We start from the raw sequence: 19078 nt of genomic DNA on the forward strand, positions 1-19078 counted from the left end.
AGGTGTCATGAGACGAACCAGGGCAGTGCTGGCCGGATTGGCCAGCTCCCTGCTCCTCGCCATGGGTTTTGTCGCCCTGTCTTCGCCGGCGTCCGCAGCGTCGTTGGTCGAGGTGACCAACTTCGGCAACAACCCGGGCGGCATGCGGATGCACATCTACGTGCCGGACAACCGTCCCGCCAACCCGGCGATCGTGGTCGCCATGCACGGCTGCGGGGGTTCGGGTCCCGGCTTCTACTCGGGCAGCGAGTTCGCCTCGCTGTCGAACCAGTACGGGTTCATCGTGATCTACCCGAGCGCCATGCAGGAGGCCGGGTTCGGCAGGTGCTTCGACACCTGGTCGGACGCGTCCAAGCGCCGTGGTGGTGGCAGCGACCCGGTCTCCATCGAGTCGATGGTGAACTACGCCCGGACGCAGCACGGCGGTGACATCAACCGGGTCTATGCCACCGGTAGCTCGTCCGGCGGCATGATGACCCAGCACATGCTCGCGGTCTACCCCGACCTGTTCAAGGCGGGCGCCTCCTTCATGGGCGTGCCCTTCAACTGCTTCGCCAACGCGGCCGCCTACCCGCCCGGCGGTCCGTGCACCAACGGCTCGATGAACCGGACCCCCCAGCAGTGGGGCGACCTGGTCCGGGCGGCGTACCCGGGCTACACCGGCCCTCGCCCGCCGATCCAGCTGTGGCACGGCACCAACGACACCCTGGTGCCGTACTCGCTGCTCCAGGAGTCGGTCGAGCAGTGGACCAACGTGCACGGGCTGAGCCAGACCCCGACGTCCACCGACACCCCGCAGGCCAACTGGAACCGCCGACGCTTCGGCACCCAGGTCGAGGCATACGCCATCCAGGGCGCCGGGCACAGCCTGCCGTCGAGCGGTATGGCGCGGGTCGCCATCCAGTTCTTCGGCCTGGACTCGACCCCGCCGACTGGCACGCCGACGCCGACGCCGACGCCGACCGTTTCACCCACTACCCCACCCAACTCCGCCAACCGGATCGTGGGCGTGCAGTCGGGCCGGTGCATCGACGTACCCAACGCCTCACGCGACAACGGCACCCGGGTCCAGCTGTACGACTGCCACGGGCAGTCCAACCAGTCCTGGACGTACACCGCGAGCAAGCAGCTACGGGTGTACGGCGACATGTGCCTGGACGCGGGGGGCTCCGGCAACGGCGCGGGAATCCAGATCTACAGCTGCCACAGTCAGACCAACCAGCAGTGGAACGTCAACTCCAACGGCACCATCAGTGGCGTGCAGTCCGGGCGATGCCTGGACGTGTGGAGCACGTCCAACGGGGCGCAGGTCCAGCTGTACGACTGCCACGGGCAGACCAACCAGCAATTCAACCTCGTGCCCCTCACGTAACGATCATGACCGACTCGACGAACAACCTGTTCGAGGGCGCGCAGGTCTACCAGCCGCAGGCCCAGACCCAACCCACCTGAACAGGCGCGAACTGACCCGGGCGGGCTCGGCGTGACGCCGAGCCCGCCCTCATCACGCCGACACGGGGAAGTCGTGACATAGAAGGGCCTCATTCCAGGCGGCAGGCGTGTTCCGTCCGGATCGCCAAGCCGCCCGGCCGGACGATTGTCGCGAACGAGCGCGCACCTGATCGCCTTCCCCGCCTGCAACCTCGTCGTCGAACCGGCGGCCCCTGCGCGGCGTGTACCAGCCGATGGACCTACCCGTCCTGCACGAGCAGGTGTGGAGCGCGATGCTCGGGCCGGGCGACCGGCAGACCCGGCGCCGCCGCGCGATCGGCGCATTCGCGACATGGCTCGCCGGTACGGTTTCACCACCGAACGAGTTCCGGTCGGTACTCGGCCTCGCCCTGGGCACCTACCGGCGGCGGGTTTCGCTGGAGGCCACGTGACCTGGATGCCCAGCCGCTCGCACCTCCGGCGGCGCAGGCCCGCCGCAGCCCGAGGTCGTCGCGGGCGGGGTGGTAGGCGGTGAGGTGTCGGCGTGATGAGGGCGGGCTCGGCGTCACGCCGAGCCCGCCCGGGTCAGTTCGCGCCTGTTCAGGTGGGTTGGGTCTGGGCCTGCGGCTGGTAGACCTGCGCGCCCTCGAACAGGTTGTTCGTCGAGTCGGTCATGATCGTTACGTGAGGGGCACGAGGTTGAATTGCTGGTTGGTCTGCCCGTGGCAGTCGTACAGCTGGACCTGCGCCCCGTTGGACGTGCTCCACACGTCCAGGCATCGCCCGGACTGCACGCCACTGATGGTGCCGTTGGAGTTGACGTTCCACTGCTGGTTGGTCTGACTGTGGCAGCTGTAGATCTGGATTCCCGCGCCGTTGCCGGAGCCCCCCGCGTCCAGGCACATGTCGCCGTACACCCGTAGCTGCTTGCTCGCGGTGTACGTCCAGGACTGGTTGGACTGCCCGTGGCAGTCGTACAGCTGGACCCGGGTGCCGTTGTCGCGTGAGGCGTTGGGTACGTCGATGCACCGGCCCGACTGCACGCCCACGATCCGGTTGGCGGAGTTGGGTGGGGTAGTGGGTGAAACGGTCGGCGTCGGCGTCGGCGTCGGCGTGCCAGTCGGCGTCGGCGTGGCGGTGGGCGGCGGCAGCAACGGGCACGTGCTGCGGTAGGTGACCACGCCGCTGTTGTCCAGCAGCGGGCACAGGAACTGGCTGTACCGGGCGTCGTTGTCGACGAACATCTTGACGAACGGCAGCATGGTCCGGATCAACACCGGGTTCGACCGTCCGACCATGAACCCATGGTCACCACCGGCGACCTCCAGGTAGGCGCTCTCTGTCGAGGCCGGGAGGCTGTTGTACAGGCCGAGGGCGTAGGACGGGGTGACCACCGTGTCCGCCTGCCCAGAGATGACCATCGCCGGCACCTGGACGTTGGCCAGGTTCGACGACGGCGAGTACGGCGTGATGCCGACAACTGCCTTCAACGACGAGCGCCGCATGGCTGCGCTCAGCGCCCCACCGCCACCCATGGAGTGACCGGAGACCGCCAGCCGGTTCGGGTCGATCCGGTCGCGTACCGGGCTCTGCTGCGTCAGGTAGTCCAGCGCGGCAAGCAACTGGGTGCCTCGGGCCGTGTCGAAGTCGTTACGGCTGTTGGTCTCGATGCCGATCACGACGAAGCCGTGCGACGCCAGCCACGGCCCCATCCAGGCCAGTTCGGCGGAGAACAGCGCGGTGTAACCGGGCGAGATCGCGATCGCCCCGAAGGTGCCCTGGCTGGTGTCGGTCGGGTAGTAGATCCTGCCGCCGTTGAAGCCGTACCCGGTCGGGGCGCTGACCGACGTGTTGGCGAAGGGGCCGTTCTCGGCCGCGACGCTGGCCCGGGTGGGGTCCGGGCCCCGCTGGTACGGGTTGTCGGCGGCCGAGGCCGACCCGGTCGTCACCGCCGTGCTGATCAGCCCGAGCGCGAGCGCGACTCCGATCGTGGCAAGCTTGAACAGCCGTCGCCGAGGGCCGGCGGACCGCCGGTCAGCGTCGGTACCCCCCGAAGGCGGGGGATGGTATTCGTGTCCTCGCATGGTGGTGCCTCCTTGGTGGTGGTGGGTAGCGGGCACGTGCTGCGCAGGCGAGTGACCCTGTCGACGGTGGGCGGAGACCCGAGACGACCCGCGTCTCCCTCTTCGGGTGGCCCGGGCGGGCTCGGTGTGTGTCGAGCCCGCCCGGGCAGGTCCATCCGTTTCGGGGGATCACCCGTGGTGGTCCTGCGTCAGGTCGTCAGGGTTGGAGGGTCAGCAGTCCGGGCCGGTAGGGCAGGAGGCCGTAGTCGCCGCCGGAGTTGGGTGAGCGTCCCTGGTAGAGGAACTGGAGGTTGCAGGCGTTGACGGTCATGGTCTGATCGGCGTTGCTGCGGAGCAGTTCGCCGTGGCTGATGTCGTTGGTCCAGGTGGCGCCGCTGTTGGCCCTGCCGGCGAACGGGTTGCTCTCCGAGGTGGCCTGCGGCGTCCAGGAGCCACCCAGGCTGGTGGCCGTGAACGACCGGAAGTAGCGTCCCTGCGAGCCGATCGCCTCGACGAGCATGAGGTACCGGTTCTGGCCCTGCAGCTTGTAGACCTGAACCCCTTCGAACAGGTTGTTCGTCGAGTCGGTCATGATCGTCGTGTAGTTCGACCCGAAGCTGCCCGGGAAGTTCCCGATCGGCATGCTGGCCCGGTAGATCCGGCCGTTGTCCCCCGCGAAGAACAGGTACATGTTCTGGTCGTCACCGATGAGCGCCTGATCGATCGGCCCGGTACCGGAGTTGGAGATGCTCCCGGTGAACAACGTCTGGTGCGCCGACCAACTGTTCACGTTGGCCGGGTCGGTCGACGTCCGGTACGAGAACGCCGGCCCACCCCACTGGTAGGCGAGCACCCACACGTTCCGCGGCGCGAAGTAGAACAAGCTGGGCGCCACCGCGGAGAACGGCATCTGGTTCTGCGACGCCGACCCCATCTGGTTCCAGTTCGAGAACAACCCGAAATTCATCGAGCCCCACGACGTCCCCGTGTCATGCGTCGTCGCGTAGACCAACTGCTGACCGTTGTACGGCGCGTGCGTGAAGTCCTTCAACGACACCCACCCCGACCGCGGCTGCGCCAACGCACCCGTCGACGACCACCGGTACGACGACGGAAGATCACACGTACCACCGGTCGGCGTGGGGGTCGGGGTTGCCGTTGGCGTGGGCGTTGCCGTCGGCGTCGGGACGGGACCGCCGAGGGAGACGAGCCGGAATTGCTGGTTGGGCTGTCCGTGGCAGTCGTACAGCTGGACCTGCGCCCCGTTGGACGTGCTCCACACGTCCAGGCATCGCCCGGACTGCACGCCACTGATGGTGCCGTTGGAGTTGACGTTCCACTGCTGGTTGGTCTGACTGTGGCAGCTGTAGATCTGGATTCCCGCGCCGTTGCCGGAGCCCCCCGCGTCCAGGCACATGTCGCCGTACACCCGTAGCTGCTTGCTCGCGGTGTACGTCCAGGACTGGTTGGTTTGCTTGTTGCAGTCGTACAGCTGGACCCGGGTGCCGTTGTCGCGTGAGGCGTTGGGTACGTCGATGCACCGGCCCGACTGCGTGCCGACGATTTCATTGGCGGAGCCGGGTGAGCCGGTGGGTGTCGGGGTGGGGGTGGGCCCCGGCGTGGTGGGCGTGGGAGTGGGCCCGGGGTCGGCGCTGTTCAGCGCGTCCAGCGTCGAGTTGTACGCGGCCTTCTTGTTGCCGTTGCCGTCGAAGAGCAGCGGGGTGCCGCTGGCCCGCCAGGAGTCGGTGTCCCGGATGCCCCAGACGGTGATGCCGTTGCACTGGGGGACCGCTAGACAGTCGTTGACCACGTTGCGGTAGGTGTTGGCCTGCGCGGTGCCGGAGCCCTCGATGTCCAGCTCGGTGATCTGCACGTCCACCCCGAGGGCGGCGAAGCTGGAGAGCGTGGTGCGGTAGTTGCTGTTGTACGGCGAGTTGGCGTTGAAGTGCGACTGGAACCCGACGCAGTCGATCGGCACGCCGCGCTGCTTGAAGTCCTGCACCATCCGGTAGACGGCCTGGGTCTTGGCCCAGGTCCAGTTGTCGGTGTTGTAGTCGTTGTAGCAGAGCTTGGCGCCCGGGTCGGCGGCCCGTGCGGCCCGGAACGCGGCCTCGATCCAGTCGTTGCCGGTGCGCTGCAGGTTCGAGTCGCGCCGGGCACCATTGTTGCCGTCGTCGAACGCCTCGTTCACCACGTCCCACGAGTCGATCTTGCCGCGGTAGTAGGTCGCCACCTGGGTGACGTGGTTCAGCATCGCGTTACGCAGCGCGGTGCCGGACATGTTCTGCATCCAGCCGGGCTGCTGCGAGTGCCAGGCCAGCGTGTGGCCGCGCACCTTCCACCCCCGACTGAGGGCGTGGTTGACGATCCGGTCCGCGTTGCTGTAGTTGAACTGGTTCTGCTGCGGCTCGAGCGCGTCGATCTTCATCTCGTTCTCGGCCGTGACGCTGTTGAACTCGCGGTTCAGGATCGTCGTGTACGTGTTGTCGTTGAGCTTGTTCGCGGCAACGGCGGCACCGAAGTACCGGCCCGACTGGGCGGCGGCCGCCCCGAGGGTGGTTTCGGCGGCCTGGGCGAGACTGGGCACCAGCGACACGGTCAGGACCGCGGCGAGCGCGGCCGCTCCGGAGACCGAGAGTGTTCGACGTCGACGACCGGGGGGACGGGTCTGGGAGATCATGCTGATCCTCCGAGGGATGGACGTGCCAAATGGGTCAGCTCAGGAGAGAGCGGTTGATGGCTGGTCCGACCGTCCGCCCGGGCCGATTGGTGGTGGCTGCGGAAGGTGGACCTCTTGCTGATCGGTGCGGGCCTCCAGGGGTTGGTAGTTGTGACCAGCGGGGGTGAACGAGCGGTGTTAGCGCTCACACCAATCGATGGATCCAGATTTTCAGAAAATTCCAGGGTTTTCAAGCGAAAGTTTTGGGGCGTCCAGCTCAGGATCGATCGGGCTGCCAGCGGGGGAGCCGAGCGGACCGTGACGTCAACGGCCACAGCCGGTGACGGTGCCCAGGTCGAATCAGCTCGCGGGTGGTGCCGTGCTCTGCCGGACCGTGAGCGTCGTGCCCAACTCGAGCCCGAGTTGCGGCGTGCGCTCACCACGGCTCAGTGCGAGCGCCAACTCGGTGGCGGTGACGGCCATCTCGATGAGCGGCTGGTGGACAGTGGTCAGTGGCGGATCGACCAGGGCGGCCAACGGCAGGTCGTCGAAGCCGGCCACGCTCACATCCGTCGGGACTCGCAATCCCAACCGCCGGGCCGCCTGGTAGACGCCGAGCGCCTGCAGGTCGTTTGCCGCGAAGATCGCCGTCGGACGATCGGGGCGGCTCAACAGGTCGAGCGCGGCCGCTTCGCCGTCTTCCCGGGTCAGTTTGGCGCGGACGACGAGGTCTGCCTCCGCGGTCAAGCCGGCGGCGTCGAACGCGGAGCGATAGCCGTCCAGCCGGGCGCGGCAACACAGGATGTGCTCGGGGGCGGCGATCATGGCGATCCGTCGATGGCCCAGCCCGATCAGGTGACGGGCCGCGGACCGGCCGCCCGCCCAGTTCGTCGCTCCGACGAAGGGAACGTCGTCGGGCAGCTCGGCGGTGGGATCGAAGGCGACGAATGGAATGCCCCGGGCGCGTAGCTGGTTGCGCTGCTCCTCGTCCAGCTGGGCGACGGTGACGAGGCAGTCCGGGCGGCGGGCGAGAGTGTCGTCGATCCAGTACCGGATCGCGTTGCGGTGCGGGCCGAGCTCTGTCAGAACGACTCCCACACCCTGTTGCCGGGCCACCCGCTCGACGCCGCGGATGATCTCCAGCCCCCACATGTCCTTGATTTCGTCGAAGACGAGTTCCATCATGTTGGAACGGGTGACCGGCGATGGCCTGCGGTAGCCGTACTCGTTGATCAGTGCCTCGACGCGGGCCCGGGTCTCCGCCGCCACGCCGGAACGCCCGTTAATAACCTTGGATACGGTCGGAACCGACACTCCCGCCGACTCGGCGATGGCGGCGATCGTCACCGGCCTCGACGGGTCATCGAGTCGTGGTTCCAGGTCGACGATCGGCTCGCTCGACTCGGCGCACGTCAACCTGGCCCCCCTAGTGCCGATCCCCCGTGGTCGCGGGGCCCGCGCCGGACCTGTCCGCGCGGCCGGTCGCCGCGACATCGCTCAGGGCGCAAGGATAGCCGGTCGGTCCGGCACCGAGACTTGTCGGGCGCGAGTCCCCCCGAGCAGCGACCGTCAGCCGGCATCAGCACCGACACATTGACGCAGATCGAAGAAACATGTAACGTCTAGCCCGGAAACTTTCTGAGTCGAGTGACCGAAAGTATCCATGCGGGAGTCCTTTCCTCGCTCACCCTTCGGGACCCACTTCCGACCCGACTACAGCGCGAACACTATGCTCCTGACGCCCGAGTTCTTCGTCGAGGTCAACGACGGCGCCGTCACCCTCACGTTCCAGTTCTGGAGCGGCAGGCAGCTCACCTACCGCCTGACGAAGTCCGGCAGTTGGGTGTGCTCAGCACGGTCGCAGCCAGCGGATCGGCACCACCGCACCATCTGGGACGCCGGCGCCGCGCTGACCGTCTACGCGATCGTCGACGTTCCGGGCGGGCCCATCCCGCCGCTGCTGCTGCTCGGTTCGGCGGCCGCCGGGATACCCTGTGGCGTCGGCCCGGCGCCGACCGGCGTGACCTGTGGCGACTGGAAGCACTGAGGCCCGCGCTGCCAGCGATCCTGCGTCTCTGGGCGGTGGCGGCGGTGGCCGCTGTCGCGGTGGTGGCCCTGACGACGCCGGACCGCTCCCTGCTGACCACGTCGGTCGAACACGCCCTCTACGGTGTGCTCGCCTTCACCGTCGGCCTGGGCCATCTCTTCTATCACGCCGCAGGCCGGTGACCGGCGCGTCCGGGCCGGTGACCGGTGTGCTCCGCGTCCGCCTGGCGGGATGGACGGTTCGTCGACGCGACTGTCATCGGTGGCGGGCGACCCTCAGCCGGGCCGGATCAGCAGCAGGACGATGGTGGCCAGGTAGATCGCCGGAATGGCGATCCCCTCGAAGCCGATGCCCCGACGTTCCCTCAGGATCAGCCCGGCGGTCAGGGTGGCGATCATCAGGGTGGTCATCCCGGTGAACAGCAGTCCCGACAGGTTCGCCTCGGAATAGATCGATCCACGCCGGTAGGTTGCGTCGGCAAGGAAGATCATCAAGGAGTCGAACGCATTACCACCGAGGATGTTGCCGATGCCGAGGGTCAACGCGCCGATGCGGATGGCCGCGATGAGGGTGATCAGCTCAGGCAGGGAGGTGATCGCCGTGGTGAGGGTGAAACCGACGAAGCCGCTCGGCAGACCCGAGGCGGCCACCACGCCGAGCCCGCCCTGACCGATCAGGAAGCCGGTGGCGGCCACCACGGCCGCCAGCGCGGCCAGTCGGAACCACAGCCGGCGGACGGTCACCCCGGACGTCGCGGCGGCCGGCTCGTCCTGACGGGTGTCCGTGGTGTGCCGGGCGAACCACATCGGTTGCCGGCGCAGTCGGCGGAGCAACACCAGACCGTACAGGTAGATGACGGGGATAAGCAGGCTCGCCGGGTGCACCCAGAGAAGGGTGAGTTCAGGCGTCGCGTACGCCACCACCGGCAGGCAGAGCAACGCCATCAGGACGATCGCCTGCATGACGTTCTCCAGGGATGCCGCCGCATGCTCGATGTTCGACCGGCGGTAGAGCAGATCGGCGATGGCCAGCCACACCGTCTGCACCGCGATGCCACCGATCGGGTTGGCGAGGGCGAACTCGGCGTCCTGCCGCACCGAACCGATGACCGTGGTGGCGATGCCGGGCAGCGAGGTCACCGCGCCGAGCAGAAGGGCGCCGGCCACCGCCTCGCCCATGCCGGTCCGGTCCGCCAGTTCGTCCGCCGTACGGGTCAACGCCGCACCGGCGAACAGGATCGCCACCAGTGCGGCGAGCAGCGCGATCAGGCTGGGCACGAGGGGCCAGGTGCCGGCGGTCACGCCGCGCCGCCCGAGTGTCGTCCCTGAGCAGAGCACATGTCCACGCCTCATACCCACCTGACGGCGTCCTGATCGGGGCGACCCGGGTGCCGCCACCCGTCAGCGCCGGGCGTACCTCGCCGAGCGGCCGGGCCAAGACCTCCTCATGCCGGCGGGCGGTGGCGGCGGGGATGGCGGTGGCGGTGGCGTCGTGGTGGGGCGGCGGTGGCGGCGGCCGGCAGACTCGCGCCGACCCCGGTGGCGGCACCCAGACGACGCCCGCTCCGGACGGCCCAGGGAGGCGCGGTTGTGAGAGTTTCCAGAATCAGCGCGGCGATGGCCTGCACGCTCGCTCTGCTGATCGTCGGCGCGGCGGCCGGCCCGGCCGGTGCCGCACCAAGGCCTGACGACCCCGGCAACGGTGTCGCACCGAGGACCGGAGCGGAACCCGGTGCGACACCACGGGCGCGGACGGACACCGTCGACCCCGACCGCCGGGACACGCTGCTGGCAGAGGGTTGGCGTTCGTCGAAGGATGTCGCCTGGACCACCTTCGGCGATGCCGAGGGCTTCCACGTGCTTGCCGCCGACGCCCGCACCGGTTACACCTGGCGCACCGTGACCAGCCTGGCGGAGCCGGGCTTCGACGTCGACCAGTGGATCGGCAACGCCTGCCTGACCGGCTCCGGTCGCCGGCTGGTGGTGGTCTACGCGCCGCGTACCTTCACCAACGACGCGGACCTGTTCGACCGGGGCGGGTTCACCGCGGTGGTCGACCTGGGCACCGGCGCGGTGCGCAAGCTGCCGGTGCAGAGTTCGTTGGCGTACTTCAACCCGGGCTGCGGCGCCGGTGAGACCGCCGTGTTGACGCAGTTCGGCGGCAAGCTGGTGGACGACCCGTCGGCGACCCGGGTGGAGAGCCGGCTGCGCACCGTGGACGCGGCCGCCGGCACCGTCTCGGCGCCGGTGAAGCTGGCCACCGAGGTCAGCTCGGCGGTGCCGGTCGGCGGCGCGGTGGTCGCCGCGGCGAACGGCGCGCTGGTCGACGTGGCGCCGGACGGCACGACGCGGCGGATCGCCGCCGCCTCCGGGGTGCCGTTCCGCTTGGTCCCGGATGGTGCCGACGGCCTGGTCTTCCTGGATCTGGCCCAGCAGCGGGTGCGCGTCAAGCGGACCACGCCGCGCGCCGGCGCCACCGTGCGCACCCTGGCCGAGGGGCCGGAGGGCGAGCTGAGCGTCGCCCGGGGCGCCGCCGGCCGGGTCTTCCTCACCGGCCGGCCAGACCGGGTCGGCACGCTGCCGGCGGGGATCCGTGCGGTCGACGCCCCGCAGCAGAGCGAGATCTCCTCACTGGGACAGCTCGCCCTGACCCGGGTCGCCGGCCCGGGCAGCGGCGACCCGCGCGCCGCGACCCGGACACCCGGGTGCCCGAGCACGTCCAGATCAACGCCACGGCGCTCGGCACCGGCAGCGACGTCGCCTTCGAGGTGCGGCCGGAGGCGACCGGGACCGCCGCCTCCAGCGGCCGGGCCACGCATCCGAAGCTCGGTACGTCGGCCGGGCAGGGGCGCCCGCCGGTGCCCGGGCTGCCGCCGCCGGCTCGCCCACCGACCCGGTGGAGAGCGAGCGGTACTGCTCGGTGCCCCGCAACGACCCCCGGAACCAGGTGCTCCAGCCGAAGCCACGGCAGGTCGAATGGGCGGTGAACCAGGCGATCACCAACTCGCTGCACGTGACCCGGGAGGCGAACTGGAAGAACCTGGGCATGCCCGCGTACACCCCGCAGGGCCTGTTCCCGCGCCGGGATCTGCTCGGCGGCGGTCGGGTGCCGGCCCAGATCATGCTCGGCATCATCGCGCAGGAGTCGAACATGTGGCAGGCGTCGCGGTACGCGCTGCCGGGCGTCACCGGCAACCCGCTGATCGGCAACTTCTACGGCCGCGACATCTACAACGACACCCCGGACGACGACTGGGACATCCGCTGGGAGGACGCCGACTGCGGCTACGGCGTGGCGCAGGTGACCGACCGGATGCGGCTGGCCGGGCGGGAGAAGCCGGGCGAGACGGCGCTGCCGTACCAGACCCAGCGGGCGGTGGCGCTGGACTTCGCCACCAACGTCGCGGCCGGGTTGCAGATCCTGCAGGACAAGTGGAACCAGACCCGGTCGGCGGGTCTGATCGTCAACAACGGCTACCCGGAGTACATGGAGAACTGGTTCTTCGCCGCCTGGGCGTACAACTCGGGCTTCTATCCCGACAAGGGCGACGGGTCACCGTGGGGTGTGGGCTGGCTGAACAACCCGATCAATCCCCGGTACGACCCGGTGCGCAAGCCGTTCCTGGAGGAGACGTACGCCGACGCGCGGACGCCGCAGAAGTGGCCCTACCCGGAGAAGATCATGGGTTGGGCCGGTCACCCGGTGGAGATCAGCGAGTCGCCGACGGACCTGGTCGCCGGCTACCGGGCCGCGTGGTGGACCAGCGTGGCCTCGCGGGCCGCGGTGAAGCCGCCGAGGGCGCTCTTCTGCGACGCCACGAACCACTGCGACCCCACGGGCCGCTACGTGCCGGACGACCCGGATGTGATCGGCGAGCCGACCGGGCCGTGCGCGCACCGCAACGCGGCCGGCTACTACGACCTGCGCTGCTGGTACAACCAGCCGGTGGCCTGGAAGGGCGGGCCGGGGCTGGCCTGTGACTGCGGCAACGAGGTGCTGCGCTTTGATCCGGGGTACGCCTATCAGGAGGACGGTACGAGCTTCCCGCCCCGGTGTGACCTGTCCGGGCTGCCCGCCGGCGCCCGGGTCATCGACAACCTGCCGGACGGGGTGCCGGCGGTCCGCTCCGGTTGCGGCCGACCCTGGTCGAACGCGGGCAGTTTCGGGCTCCGGTTCGGCACCAACTACTTCGAAGAATTTCCGTCCAAGGTGGACTTCCATCAGCTCGGTGGCGGATTCGGCGCACACTTCTACATGGGCTACACCCGCAAGGCGGGCAACCTGAACGACCAGATGAAGATCACCGGCACCTGGACGATCAACCCCACGAACGCGTGGACGCGGGTCCTGGTGCACATCCCAGACCACGCCGCGTACACCCGGCAGGCCGACTACCAGATCTACCTGCCCGGTCAGAGCACCTCGACGCGGCACCGCTCGGTGCCCACCCGGTGGCAGCAGCACAAGTGGCTCGACCTGGGGGTCTTTGACTTCCGAGGCAGCGGCACCCCGAAGGTGGAGCTCTCCACGGTCGCCCAGGACGGCACCGGCGTCCACAAGATCGTTTGGGACGCGATAGCGGTGCAGCCGCTGTCGGCCAAGCCCCGGCACTTCGTGGTCGGCATGGGCGACTCGTTCTCCTCCGGCGAGGGAGCCGGGGAGTACACCCGCGTCTCCGACCAGTACGGCGACGAGCCGGGCTTCAAGAACTCCTGCCGGCGCAACGCCCACGGCTGGGCGCGGCAGATCGTGTTGGCCGGGGCACCCGGCGGGCGGTCGCTGGGCAGCTTCTCAGACAGCCTGGACGCCAACGTGGACTTCCACCACATCGCCTGCGCCGGGGCACAGACGCACCACGTGATGGCGACCAGGACGGCGGCGGGGCAGCCCGCGCCGGCCAACGCCATGGGTAACGTCCCCCGGGACACCACCAACGGGGAGCTGACCCAGATCGACCAGGGCTTCCTGGACGAGAACACCACACTGGTGGTGCTCACCATCGGCGGCAACGACGCGGGCTGGACCGACGTGTTCAAGGAGTGCGCGCTGAAGAACTGCATGGAACCGGGTTTCACGCTGCCCGGCGACAGCCAGCCGATGACGGTGGCGGTCCCGGCCCGGTTCCGCGACAAGATCAAGCTGGACGTCCGCCGGGTGGTCACCGAGATCCGGCAACGGGCACCGAACGCGTGGATCGTGCTCGCCGGCTACCCGCAGATCTTCAAGTCGGGCACCACGTACGACGTCAACCCGCTGCCGGGGGTGACGATCGGGATCACCGCCGAGGAGGTCGACTGGCTCAACGACATGGCCCGGGTGGCCACCACCGAACTGCTCTACACGGACCTGACCAACAAGATCAACGGCGTTGACGTGCGAGCCGACTTCGCCGGGCACGAACTCGGCACGGCCGACACCAGCGAGAACTGGCTCAACGGCTACATACTGGGCGACGTGTTCCGCTTCGCCGACGATGACGGTGAGCCGAACGACTCGTACTTCGGCGCCGGTTCCTTCCACCCGAACGTCAGCGGATTCCAGGCGTACGGCGGGGCGGTCTCCGACCGGCTCAGCGCACTCGGCTACCGCTGGAGCTGACCGGTACCGCCGGCGCTTGCCGTGCCATCCCGGCGTCCCCGCCCGTGCGGCGGGGACGCCGGCCGTCCGGAGGAGAATGACGTGATCGAGCCGTCGTCGGGACCGTCCGAGCCGCCGCCCGCGTCGGCGCAGGGCCCGGAACCTGCCAGTGCCAGACTGCCGGCATCCTCTTGCTGGCGGGTCACGATCGCAGCCCTGATCGGCGCGGTGATCGGCACCGTGATCGGCGTGACGTGGCGGGCGCTGAGCGAGTCCGATCGACCCGCCGAGGACACCCTCGGCCTGCTCTACCTCGCCGCGGTGATCGGGCTGCCGGTGCTGGTGGTGGTGAGCTGGGGCGTACTGGCGCTGACCGGCCCCGCCTGGGCGGCACCCGCGGTGACCATTGCGGGACTGGCCGCCGGCAGTTATGCCGTGGGCCTGTACCCGACGGTCGCCGGCACCTCGGCGGCACCGCCGGTCGCGCTCTGCGCGCTGGCCTGGGCGGCCAGCTACGCCGCGGTCGCGCTCGCCTGCCTGCCCGGGTGTCCCGTCCGCTCCGCGGCGCCATGGTCGCCCTGCTGGTCGCCCCGGCGGTCTTGTTCCTCGTCTTCTGAGTACGGGCTCAGCCGCTCGTAGCCGATGGGGTGTCGGCGGCCCGGCCGACCGAGTCCGGGCGCGCCGGCAGTTCCCCACTACCGTGCTGCGGTGAGTCGGCCCAGCTGTTCGACCCCGTTCCAATGACCCGGCCGGGGTTTCGGGCACCGGCGGGCGGGGACGCGTCAGCAAGCGGCAGTGCAAGTGGTTCGGTACGACAGCGGGGAGGCGAGATGAGTGTCGAACGGGCAACAGACAACGTCGAGCAACTGGCCGGCCCGGCCCGCGCCCGGTTGGGCGATCTGAACCGGAACGAGCGGTCCGAGGCCGAACGGGTGATGCAGCGGGACGCCACCCGCGGGAAGCGGCCCGGCGAGCATGTCCAGGAGGACGCGCGGGACGCGCCGGACGACTTCACCACCTGATCGGGAAGCACGTGGGCCGTCCTCGGGCTTCCCTGAGGACGGCCCACGGCACGTCCGGCTGGTGTCGTCACACCGGCGGGGCAACCCGTGGTGGTGGGACGCGGCACCTCCACCGATCCGCGCGGGCGACCACGGCGGCGAACGGGGTGGCGCCGACCGGCGCCACCCCCGTCGCGGGTGTTGTTAGAGAGACCGGCAATAGGACTGGCGGTGTCGGTCTCTCCTAGCTGGCGGTGCAGGTGAGGGTGGGTGTGGAGTTGGTGCCGTTCCAGGAGCCGTTGAATCCGAAGCTGGTGGTGCCGTTGGCGCTCACGGAGCCGTTGTAACTGGCGTTCGAGGCGGTGACCGACGATCCACTCGAGGTTATCGACGCGTTCCAGGAGCTGGTGATGCTCTGGCCGTTGGGCCAGGTCCAGCTCACGGTCCACCTGGAGATGGCGGCGTTGCCGGCCCGGACGGTGACCTCGGCGCCGAAGCCGCCGGACCACTCGTTGGTCTTCCGGTAGGTGGCGGTGCAGGCGCCGTTGCCGGTGGGCGGCGGGGTGGTCGGCGGCGGGGTGGTCGGGGGCGGGGTGGTCGGGGGCGGGGTGGTCGGCGGCGGGGTGCCGCCGCCGCCGAACGTCACGTCACTGCAGATGTAGTACGGCTGGTCGAGGTGCGCCGCCTGCCAGATCGTGTAGACGACGTGCCGTCCGGTGCGGTTACCCGCGTTCACCTGAGCCTCGTAGAGCCCGGTGGTCGGGTAGCTGCCGGTGCGGAGCACCAGTTCCAGGTTGTTCCAGGTGAGGGGTTGGGTGGTCGGATCGAAGCCCTGCCTGGTGATGTAGATCAGCATGTAGTCGGCACCGTGTCGGGCGCCGTCGGTCAGCGTCAGGGTGAAGTTGTTCGGCATCGGCTTCGCGGTCCACGCGCCGACCGTGTCCAGCGACGCGTACAGGCCACCCTGGGTGCGGCCGCCGCTGCACAGCTGTCCGTTCGGGACGGCGGCCTGGTGGTTGCCGCCGACGTTCTCGCGGTACAGGCCGTTCCAGTTCCACATGGTGTTCGGGTTGGCCTGCCAGGCCTGCCAGCACATCGGGTCGGTCTGGGCCATGGTGGGGTTGAGGTGGTCGGAACCCCAGCGTTCCCAGCACCCGTAGTTGCGGGACGGCGGGTTGGTCACGGAACCGTGCGCCGAGGCCGGGCCGGCCTGGTTGACCACGACCATCGTGAACGAGGCGAGGAGGACGGTGACCGCGCCCAGTCCCAGACGGCGTGCTGTTCTTGAGAATTTCATCGATGCTCCAGTTGATCCGCCGACGCCGGTGTCGCTCGCCGGGATGCCCGGTCCCGGGGAGGAGTACGCGTCGATCGATTCGGACGATCTCGATGCAGGCAGGATGTCGGCCTGCGACGGCTTGGCGGCTCCCGACAGAGATAGTAATAGAGGCATCCATCAATGTAAATCGTTATCGATGTGGCGGTGGCCCGCGCTTCGGCGTCCGGGCGTCCGGCCCGCTCCTCGTCGCGGGCCGGCTGAGGAAGCGCGGTCGCTCACCCAGCGACGATCTCGGCGACCACCTTGGGTGCCCAGCATCCTTCGCCGCAGGTGTCCGCGTGCAGCGCAAGGATGCGGGTGCCCGGTAGCTGTGCGGCTAGCGCTAGCGCGCTCCCGTGCCACCGTCGAGGGCGCGACGGCACTCTGGGCCAGTCGCCGCTGGCGGGTCAGCCGTTGCCACAGCCCGAGCGGGGGGTGCCAGGGCGGTACCGGCCGGCGCCTCCTCGACGGCCAGCGTGCCGCCGGTCAGCCGCCCCGGGTGGTCCACGGCGTCCAGCGTTCGTGGCCGGGTTCGCCGCGTACGGACGACGTTCCCGGGCCATGGCGAACAGCGGGGCGCGGCGGGCGGTGCCCGCCGGCCGTGGGTCCGGTCGACGGGCACCGTGGCGGGTGTGGTTGTCAGGCGCCGCAGCAGCCCTGGCTGGTCGGCGGGCTGCCGAGGCTGACGAGGTTCAGCGGTGGGGAAAGCAGGCCACCGGAGATGCCGGTGGCGAGTCCCTTGCCGGCCGGCTCCGGGGCCGTGCCGCAGCAGTCGTCGCCGGTGGCGGATTCGTCGGGGTTGCTGTTGCAGACGCCGGTCTCCGGCAGATCGAGTTGGACGTCGCGGGCGGCGGTCCAGTCGCCGGCCAGGGCAGCGACGACGGAGCGGACCTGTTCGTAGCCGGTGGCCATGAGGAAGGTGGGCGCCCGGCCGTAGCTCTTCATCCCGACGGCGTAGTAGCCGGGCTCGGGATGGGCGAGTTCGTCGACGCCGTGCGGGGGCACGGTGCCGCAGGAGTGCTCGTTCGGGTCGATCAGGGGGGCGAGGGCGCGGGTCGCACCCATGACCGGGTCGAGGTCCAGGCGCAGCTCGGCGGCGATGGCGTGGTCGGGCCGGAAACCGGTGGCGGCGACGATCCGGTCCACCAGGACCCGATCTTCGGTGCCGTCGACGCCTCGGACGATCACCGCCACCGGGCCTCCGGCCGGATCGATCGCGTGTACGGAGAAGCCGGTCAGCAGGCGGATGCGACCGGCGTCGACGTGCTCGCGCAGGCGGAGCCGAGCGCGCCGCGGGCGGGCAGGGCGTCGGCCTCCCCGCCGCCGTAGGTGCGCGTCGGTGACGTGGAACGGATCGCCCAGGTCACTTCGGTACCGGGTTCCTGGGTGGCGAGATCGGCGAGGGAGAGCAGGGTGTTGGCGGCGGAGTGGCCGGCGCCGACGACGAGCGTGTGCCGGCCCGCGAAGCGGTCCCGGTCGGCGCCGAGCACGTCCGGCAGCGCGTGCTCCAGGTGGGCGGCGGCGTCCGACTCACCGCGGGCGGGCAGGCCGGAGGCGCCGAGGACGTTCGGGGTGTGCCAGGTGCCGGAGGCGTCGATGACAGCGCGGGCGAGGAGTTCCTGGCCGTCGGCGAGGCGGATCAGGAAGGGGGCGTGCTCTCGGCCGGCGGTGCGCAGTCGGTCGTAGCCGAGCCGGCTGATCGCCTCGACCCTGGCGCCGTAGCGCAGATGTGGCTTGAGTTGCGGCAGGTCCGCGAGGGGCTGGAGATATCCGTCGGCGAGGTCGGCGCCGGTGGGCAGGGCGTCGAGATCGGGGGCGACCCAGCCGGCGTCGTCGAGGAGCCGGCGGGCGGCCGGGTCGATGTCGTACCGCCAGGGTGAGAAGACGCGGACGTGGGCCCACTGCCGGACGGCGGCGCCCGGGGCGGCGCCGGCTTCGAGGACGGTGTAGGGCAGGCCGCGCTCGTGCAGGTGGGCGGCGGCGGCGAGGCCGACCGGCCCGGCGCCGATGACGGCGACGGGCAGCTGGTCCAGGTCACTCATCACAACTCCTTGTCTCGATGCTTCTCGAAACAGAGAGTTGCACGCTGGTTAGACAACTGTCAACCTAGGGATATGTCGAGACAGGCGGAGCCACTTTCGGTCGTTGATCTCACGGCCGCCGCTGCGTGTTGCCCCCCGCTGGCACAGCAGCGGGTGCCGGGTGAGGTCGCCGCGGCGCTCGCGCCCGCGTTCAAGGCCCTCGGTGATCCGGTGCGACTGCAGTTGATGTCGATGATCGCCTCGGCGGCGGGCGGAGAGGTGTGCGTCTGCGATCTGACGCCGGCGTTCGATCTGACCGGGCCGACGATCTCGCATCACCTCAGGACGCTGCGCGAGGCGGGTCTGGTGGATGCCGAGCGGCGGGGCACCTGGGTCTACTACCGGGCCCGACCGCAGGTCCTGCGGCAACTCGCCGCGCTGCTGTCGGTCGAATCGACGTCCGCGCCACCCCCGTAGCCGGGCCGCCGATCGGCGCCGGCCGTGCGGGGCCGGGTTCGACCGGGCTCCCGGCCGCTGCCGCGTACCGGGGAATCCCACCGCCCGGGCCGGCGTTTCTCCGGTGTACGGCACGACGAGCCGAGCCGAGGAGAGACGGACATGAAGGTACGCAGCTCCCTACGGTCCCTGAAGCGGAAGCCAGGCTCGGCGGTGGTGCGCCGGCGTGGCCGGGTGGTCGTGGTGAACCGCCTCAACCCGCAGTGGAAGAGCCGCCAGGGCTGAACCAGTTCCGGACGATGGGCGCAGTCGCGAGGCGACCGCGCCCATCGTCATCGGGTGAGCCGAAACCGGCGCCGCGCCGACCCGAGGCGAGGGAACAGCCCGATCAAGCCGTCCGGTGGGCGGTCACCGACGTACGGTGAGGTCGTGCCGACGAAGAAGGTGCTCAGCAGCTCCGATCTCGACGACATCCGTCGCTCGGCGCTGAGCCGCAGCTGAACGC

At 69.9% G+C, this 19078-nt stretch carries 16 protein-coding genes and 1 pseudogene; 10 read left to right on the plus strand and 7 right to left on the minus strand.

Annotated elements, in window-relative coordinates; all coding sequences use genetic code 11:
* The first annotated feature begins 7 nt into the window (after positions 1-7).
* Together KIF24_RS31730 and KIF24_RS31735 are read left to right on the plus strand one after the other, a co-directional pair.
* On the plus strand, positions 8-1372 hold the full coding sequence (locus KIF24_RS31730) for an extracellular catalytic domain type 1 short-chain-length polyhydroxyalkanoate depolymerase (protein ID WP_221087160.1): 1365 nt from the start codon (positions 8-10) through the stop codon (positions 1370-1372).
* Positions 1373-1673: 301 nt separating this feature from the next.
* Positions 1674-1883 (plus strand): hypothetical protein, encoded by a 210-nt coding sequence (locus KIF24_RS31735; RefSeq protein ID WP_221087161.1) that lies wholly within the window; start codon positions 1674-1676, stop codon positions 1881-1883.
* 228 nt (positions 1884-2111) lie between these two features.
* Here the strand turns inward: KIF24_RS31735 and KIF24_RS31740 are convergent, their stop codons facing one another.
* From KIF24_RS31740 to KIF24_RS31750, 3 genes are all read right to left on the minus strand, one after another.
* Positions 2112-3515 (minus strand): poly(ethylene terephthalate) hydrolase family protein, encoded by a 1404-nt coding sequence (locus tag KIF24_RS31740; RefSeq protein WP_221087162.1) that lies wholly within the window; start codon positions 3513-3515, stop codon positions 2112-2114.
* A 196-nt stretch (positions 3516-3711) separates the two neighbouring features.
* The gene (locus KIF24_RS31745; protein ID WP_230416019.1) at positions 3712-6174 is read right to left on the minus strand and encodes a non-reducing end alpha-L-arabinofuranosidase family hydrolase; all 2463 of its coding nucleotides are present in this window, start codon (positions 6172-6174) and stop codon (positions 3712-3714) included.
* 339 nt (positions 6175-6513) lie between these two features.
* Positions 6514-7569, minus strand: a complete 1056-nt coding sequence (locus KIF24_RS31750; protein ID WP_230416020.1) for a LacI family DNA-binding transcriptional regulator — start codon at positions 7567-7569, stop codon at positions 6514-6516.
* Between the two features lie 247 nt (positions 7570-7816).
* Between KIF24_RS31750 and KIF24_RS31755 the strand changes: the two genes are divergently transcribed.
* Both KIF24_RS31755 and KIF24_RS31760 read left to right on the plus strand, forming a co-directional pair.
* Entirely contained in the window at positions 7817-8200 is a 384-nt protein-coding gene (locus KIF24_RS31755; protein ID WP_269440646.1) for a hypothetical protein, read from the plus strand.
* Between the two features lie 44 nt (positions 8201-8244).
* Positions 8245-8382 carry a hypothetical protein gene (locus tag KIF24_RS31760; protein WP_221087165.1) on the plus strand — a complete coding sequence of 46 codons (138 nt, stop codon included), beginning with the start codon at positions 8245-8247 and terminating at the stop codon, positions 8380-8382.
* A gap of 93 nt (positions 8383-8475) precedes the next feature.
* Here the strand turns inward: KIF24_RS31760 and KIF24_RS31765 are convergent, their stop codons facing one another.
* Together KIF24_RS31765 and KIF24_RS31770 are read right to left on the minus strand one after the other, a co-directional pair.
* Positions 8476-9552: a sodium:calcium antiporter gene (locus KIF24_RS31765; protein WP_221087166.1), complete on the minus strand. Its 1077-nt coding sequence runs from the start codon at positions 9550-9552 to the stop codon at positions 8476-8478.
* 635 nt (positions 9553-10187) lie between these two features.
* Positions 10188-11018 carry a hypothetical protein gene (locus tag KIF24_RS31770; protein ID WP_221087167.1) on the minus strand — a complete coding sequence of 277 codons (831 nt, stop codon included), beginning with the start codon at positions 11016-11018 and terminating at the stop codon, positions 10188-10190.
* Between the two features lie 77 nt (positions 11019-11095).
* Between KIF24_RS31770 and KIF24_RS34875 the strand changes: the two genes are divergently transcribed.
* From KIF24_RS34875 to KIF24_RS31785, 3 genes are all read left to right on the plus strand, one after another.
* Positions 11096-13798 (plus strand): SGNH/GDSL hydrolase family protein, encoded by a 2703-nt coding sequence (locus tag KIF24_RS34875; RefSeq protein WP_221087168.1) that lies wholly within the window; start codon positions 11096-11098, stop codon positions 13796-13798.
* A 207-nt stretch (positions 13799-14005) separates the two neighbouring features.
* Positions 14006-14416 (plus strand): hypothetical protein, encoded by a 411-nt coding sequence (locus tag KIF24_RS31780; RefSeq protein WP_221087169.1) that lies wholly within the window; start codon positions 14006-14008, stop codon positions 14414-14416.
* 191 nt (positions 14417-14607) lie between these two features.
* On the plus strand, positions 14608-14799 hold the full coding sequence (locus KIF24_RS31785; protein WP_221087170.1) for a general stress protein CsbD: 192 nt from the start codon (positions 14608-14610) through the stop codon (positions 14797-14799).
* Between the two features lie 223 nt (positions 14800-15022).
* Here the strand turns inward: KIF24_RS31785 and KIF24_RS31790 are convergent, their stop codons facing one another.
* Positions 15023-16075 (minus strand): lytic polysaccharide monooxygenase auxiliary activity family 9 protein, encoded by a 1053-nt coding sequence (locus KIF24_RS31790; protein ID WP_221087171.1) that lies wholly within the window; start codon positions 16073-16075, stop codon positions 15023-15025.
* A gap of 660 nt (positions 16076-16735) precedes the next feature.
* A pseudogene (locus KIF24_RS31795) lies at positions 16736-18138 on the minus strand (FAD-dependent oxidoreductase).
* 72 nt (positions 18139-18210) lie between these two features.
* On the opposite strand from KIF24_RS31795, the gene KIF24_RS31800 reads away from it, so the two are divergent.
* From KIF24_RS31800 to KIF24_RS31810, 3 genes are all read left to right on the plus strand, one after another.
* The gene (locus KIF24_RS31800) at positions 18211-18594 is read left to right on the plus strand and encodes an ArsR/SmtB family transcription factor (RefSeq protein WP_221087172.1); all 384 of its coding nucleotides are present in this window, start codon (positions 18211-18213) and stop codon (positions 18592-18594) included.
* Between the two features lie 141 nt (positions 18595-18735).
* Complete coding sequence (locus tag KIF24_RS31805) at positions 18736-18858, plus strand: 50S ribosomal protein L36 (RefSeq protein WP_221087173.1); 123 nt, start codon at positions 18736-18738, stop codon at positions 18856-18858.
* Positions 18859-18912: 54 nt separating this feature from the next.
* Entirely contained in the window at positions 18913-19074 is a 162-nt protein-coding gene (locus KIF24_RS31810; RefSeq protein ID WP_221087174.1) for a hypothetical protein, read from the plus strand.
* Positions 19075-19078: the final 4 nt, after the last annotated feature.

It is taken from the genome of Micromonospora tarapacensis (assembly GCF_019697375.1).
Taxonomy (GTDB): Bacteria; Actinomycetota; Actinomycetes; order Mycobacteriales; family Micromonosporaceae; genus Micromonospora; species Micromonospora tarapacensis.

Coding starts and splice junctions, on each gene's coding strand:
- KIF24_RS31790 (WP_221087171.1), bottom strand. CDS start 16,075: ATGAAATTCTCAAGAACAGCACGCCGTCTGGGACTGGGCGCGGTCACC.
- KIF24_RS31755 (WP_269440646.1), top strand. CDS start 7,817: ATGCGGGAGTCCTTTCCTCGCTCACCCTTCGGGACCCACTTCCGACCC.
- KIF24_RS31770 (WP_221087167.1), bottom strand. CDS start 11,018: ATGCGTGGCCCGGCCGCTGGAGGCGGCGGTCCCGGTCGCCTCCGGCCG.
- KIF24_RS31785 (WP_221087170.1), top strand. CDS start 14,608: ATGAGTGTCGAACGGGCAACAGACAACGTCGAGCAACTGGCCGGCCCG.
- KIF24_RS31765 (WP_221087166.1), bottom strand. CDS start 9,552: ATGAGGCGTGGACATGTGCTCTGCTCAGGGACGACACTCGGGCGGCGC.
- KIF24_RS31730 (WP_221087160.1), top strand. CDS start 8: ATGAGACGAACCAGGGCAGTGCTGGCCGGATTGGCCAGCTCCCTGCTC.
- KIF24_RS31745 (WP_230416019.1), bottom strand. CDS start 6,174: ATGATCTCCCAGACCCGTCCCCCCGGTCGTCGACGTCGAACACTCTCG.
- KIF24_RS31740 (WP_221087162.1), bottom strand. CDS start 3,515: ATGCGAGGACACGAATACCATCCCCCGCCTTCGGGGGGTACCGACGCT.
- KIF24_RS31800 (WP_221087172.1), top strand. CDS start 18,211: ATGTCGAGACAGGCGGAGCCACTTTCGGTCGTTGATCTCACGGCCGCC.
- KIF24_RS31805 (WP_221087173.1), top strand. CDS start 18,736: ATGAAGGTACGCAGCTCCCTACGGTCCCTGAAGCGGAAGCCAGGCTCG.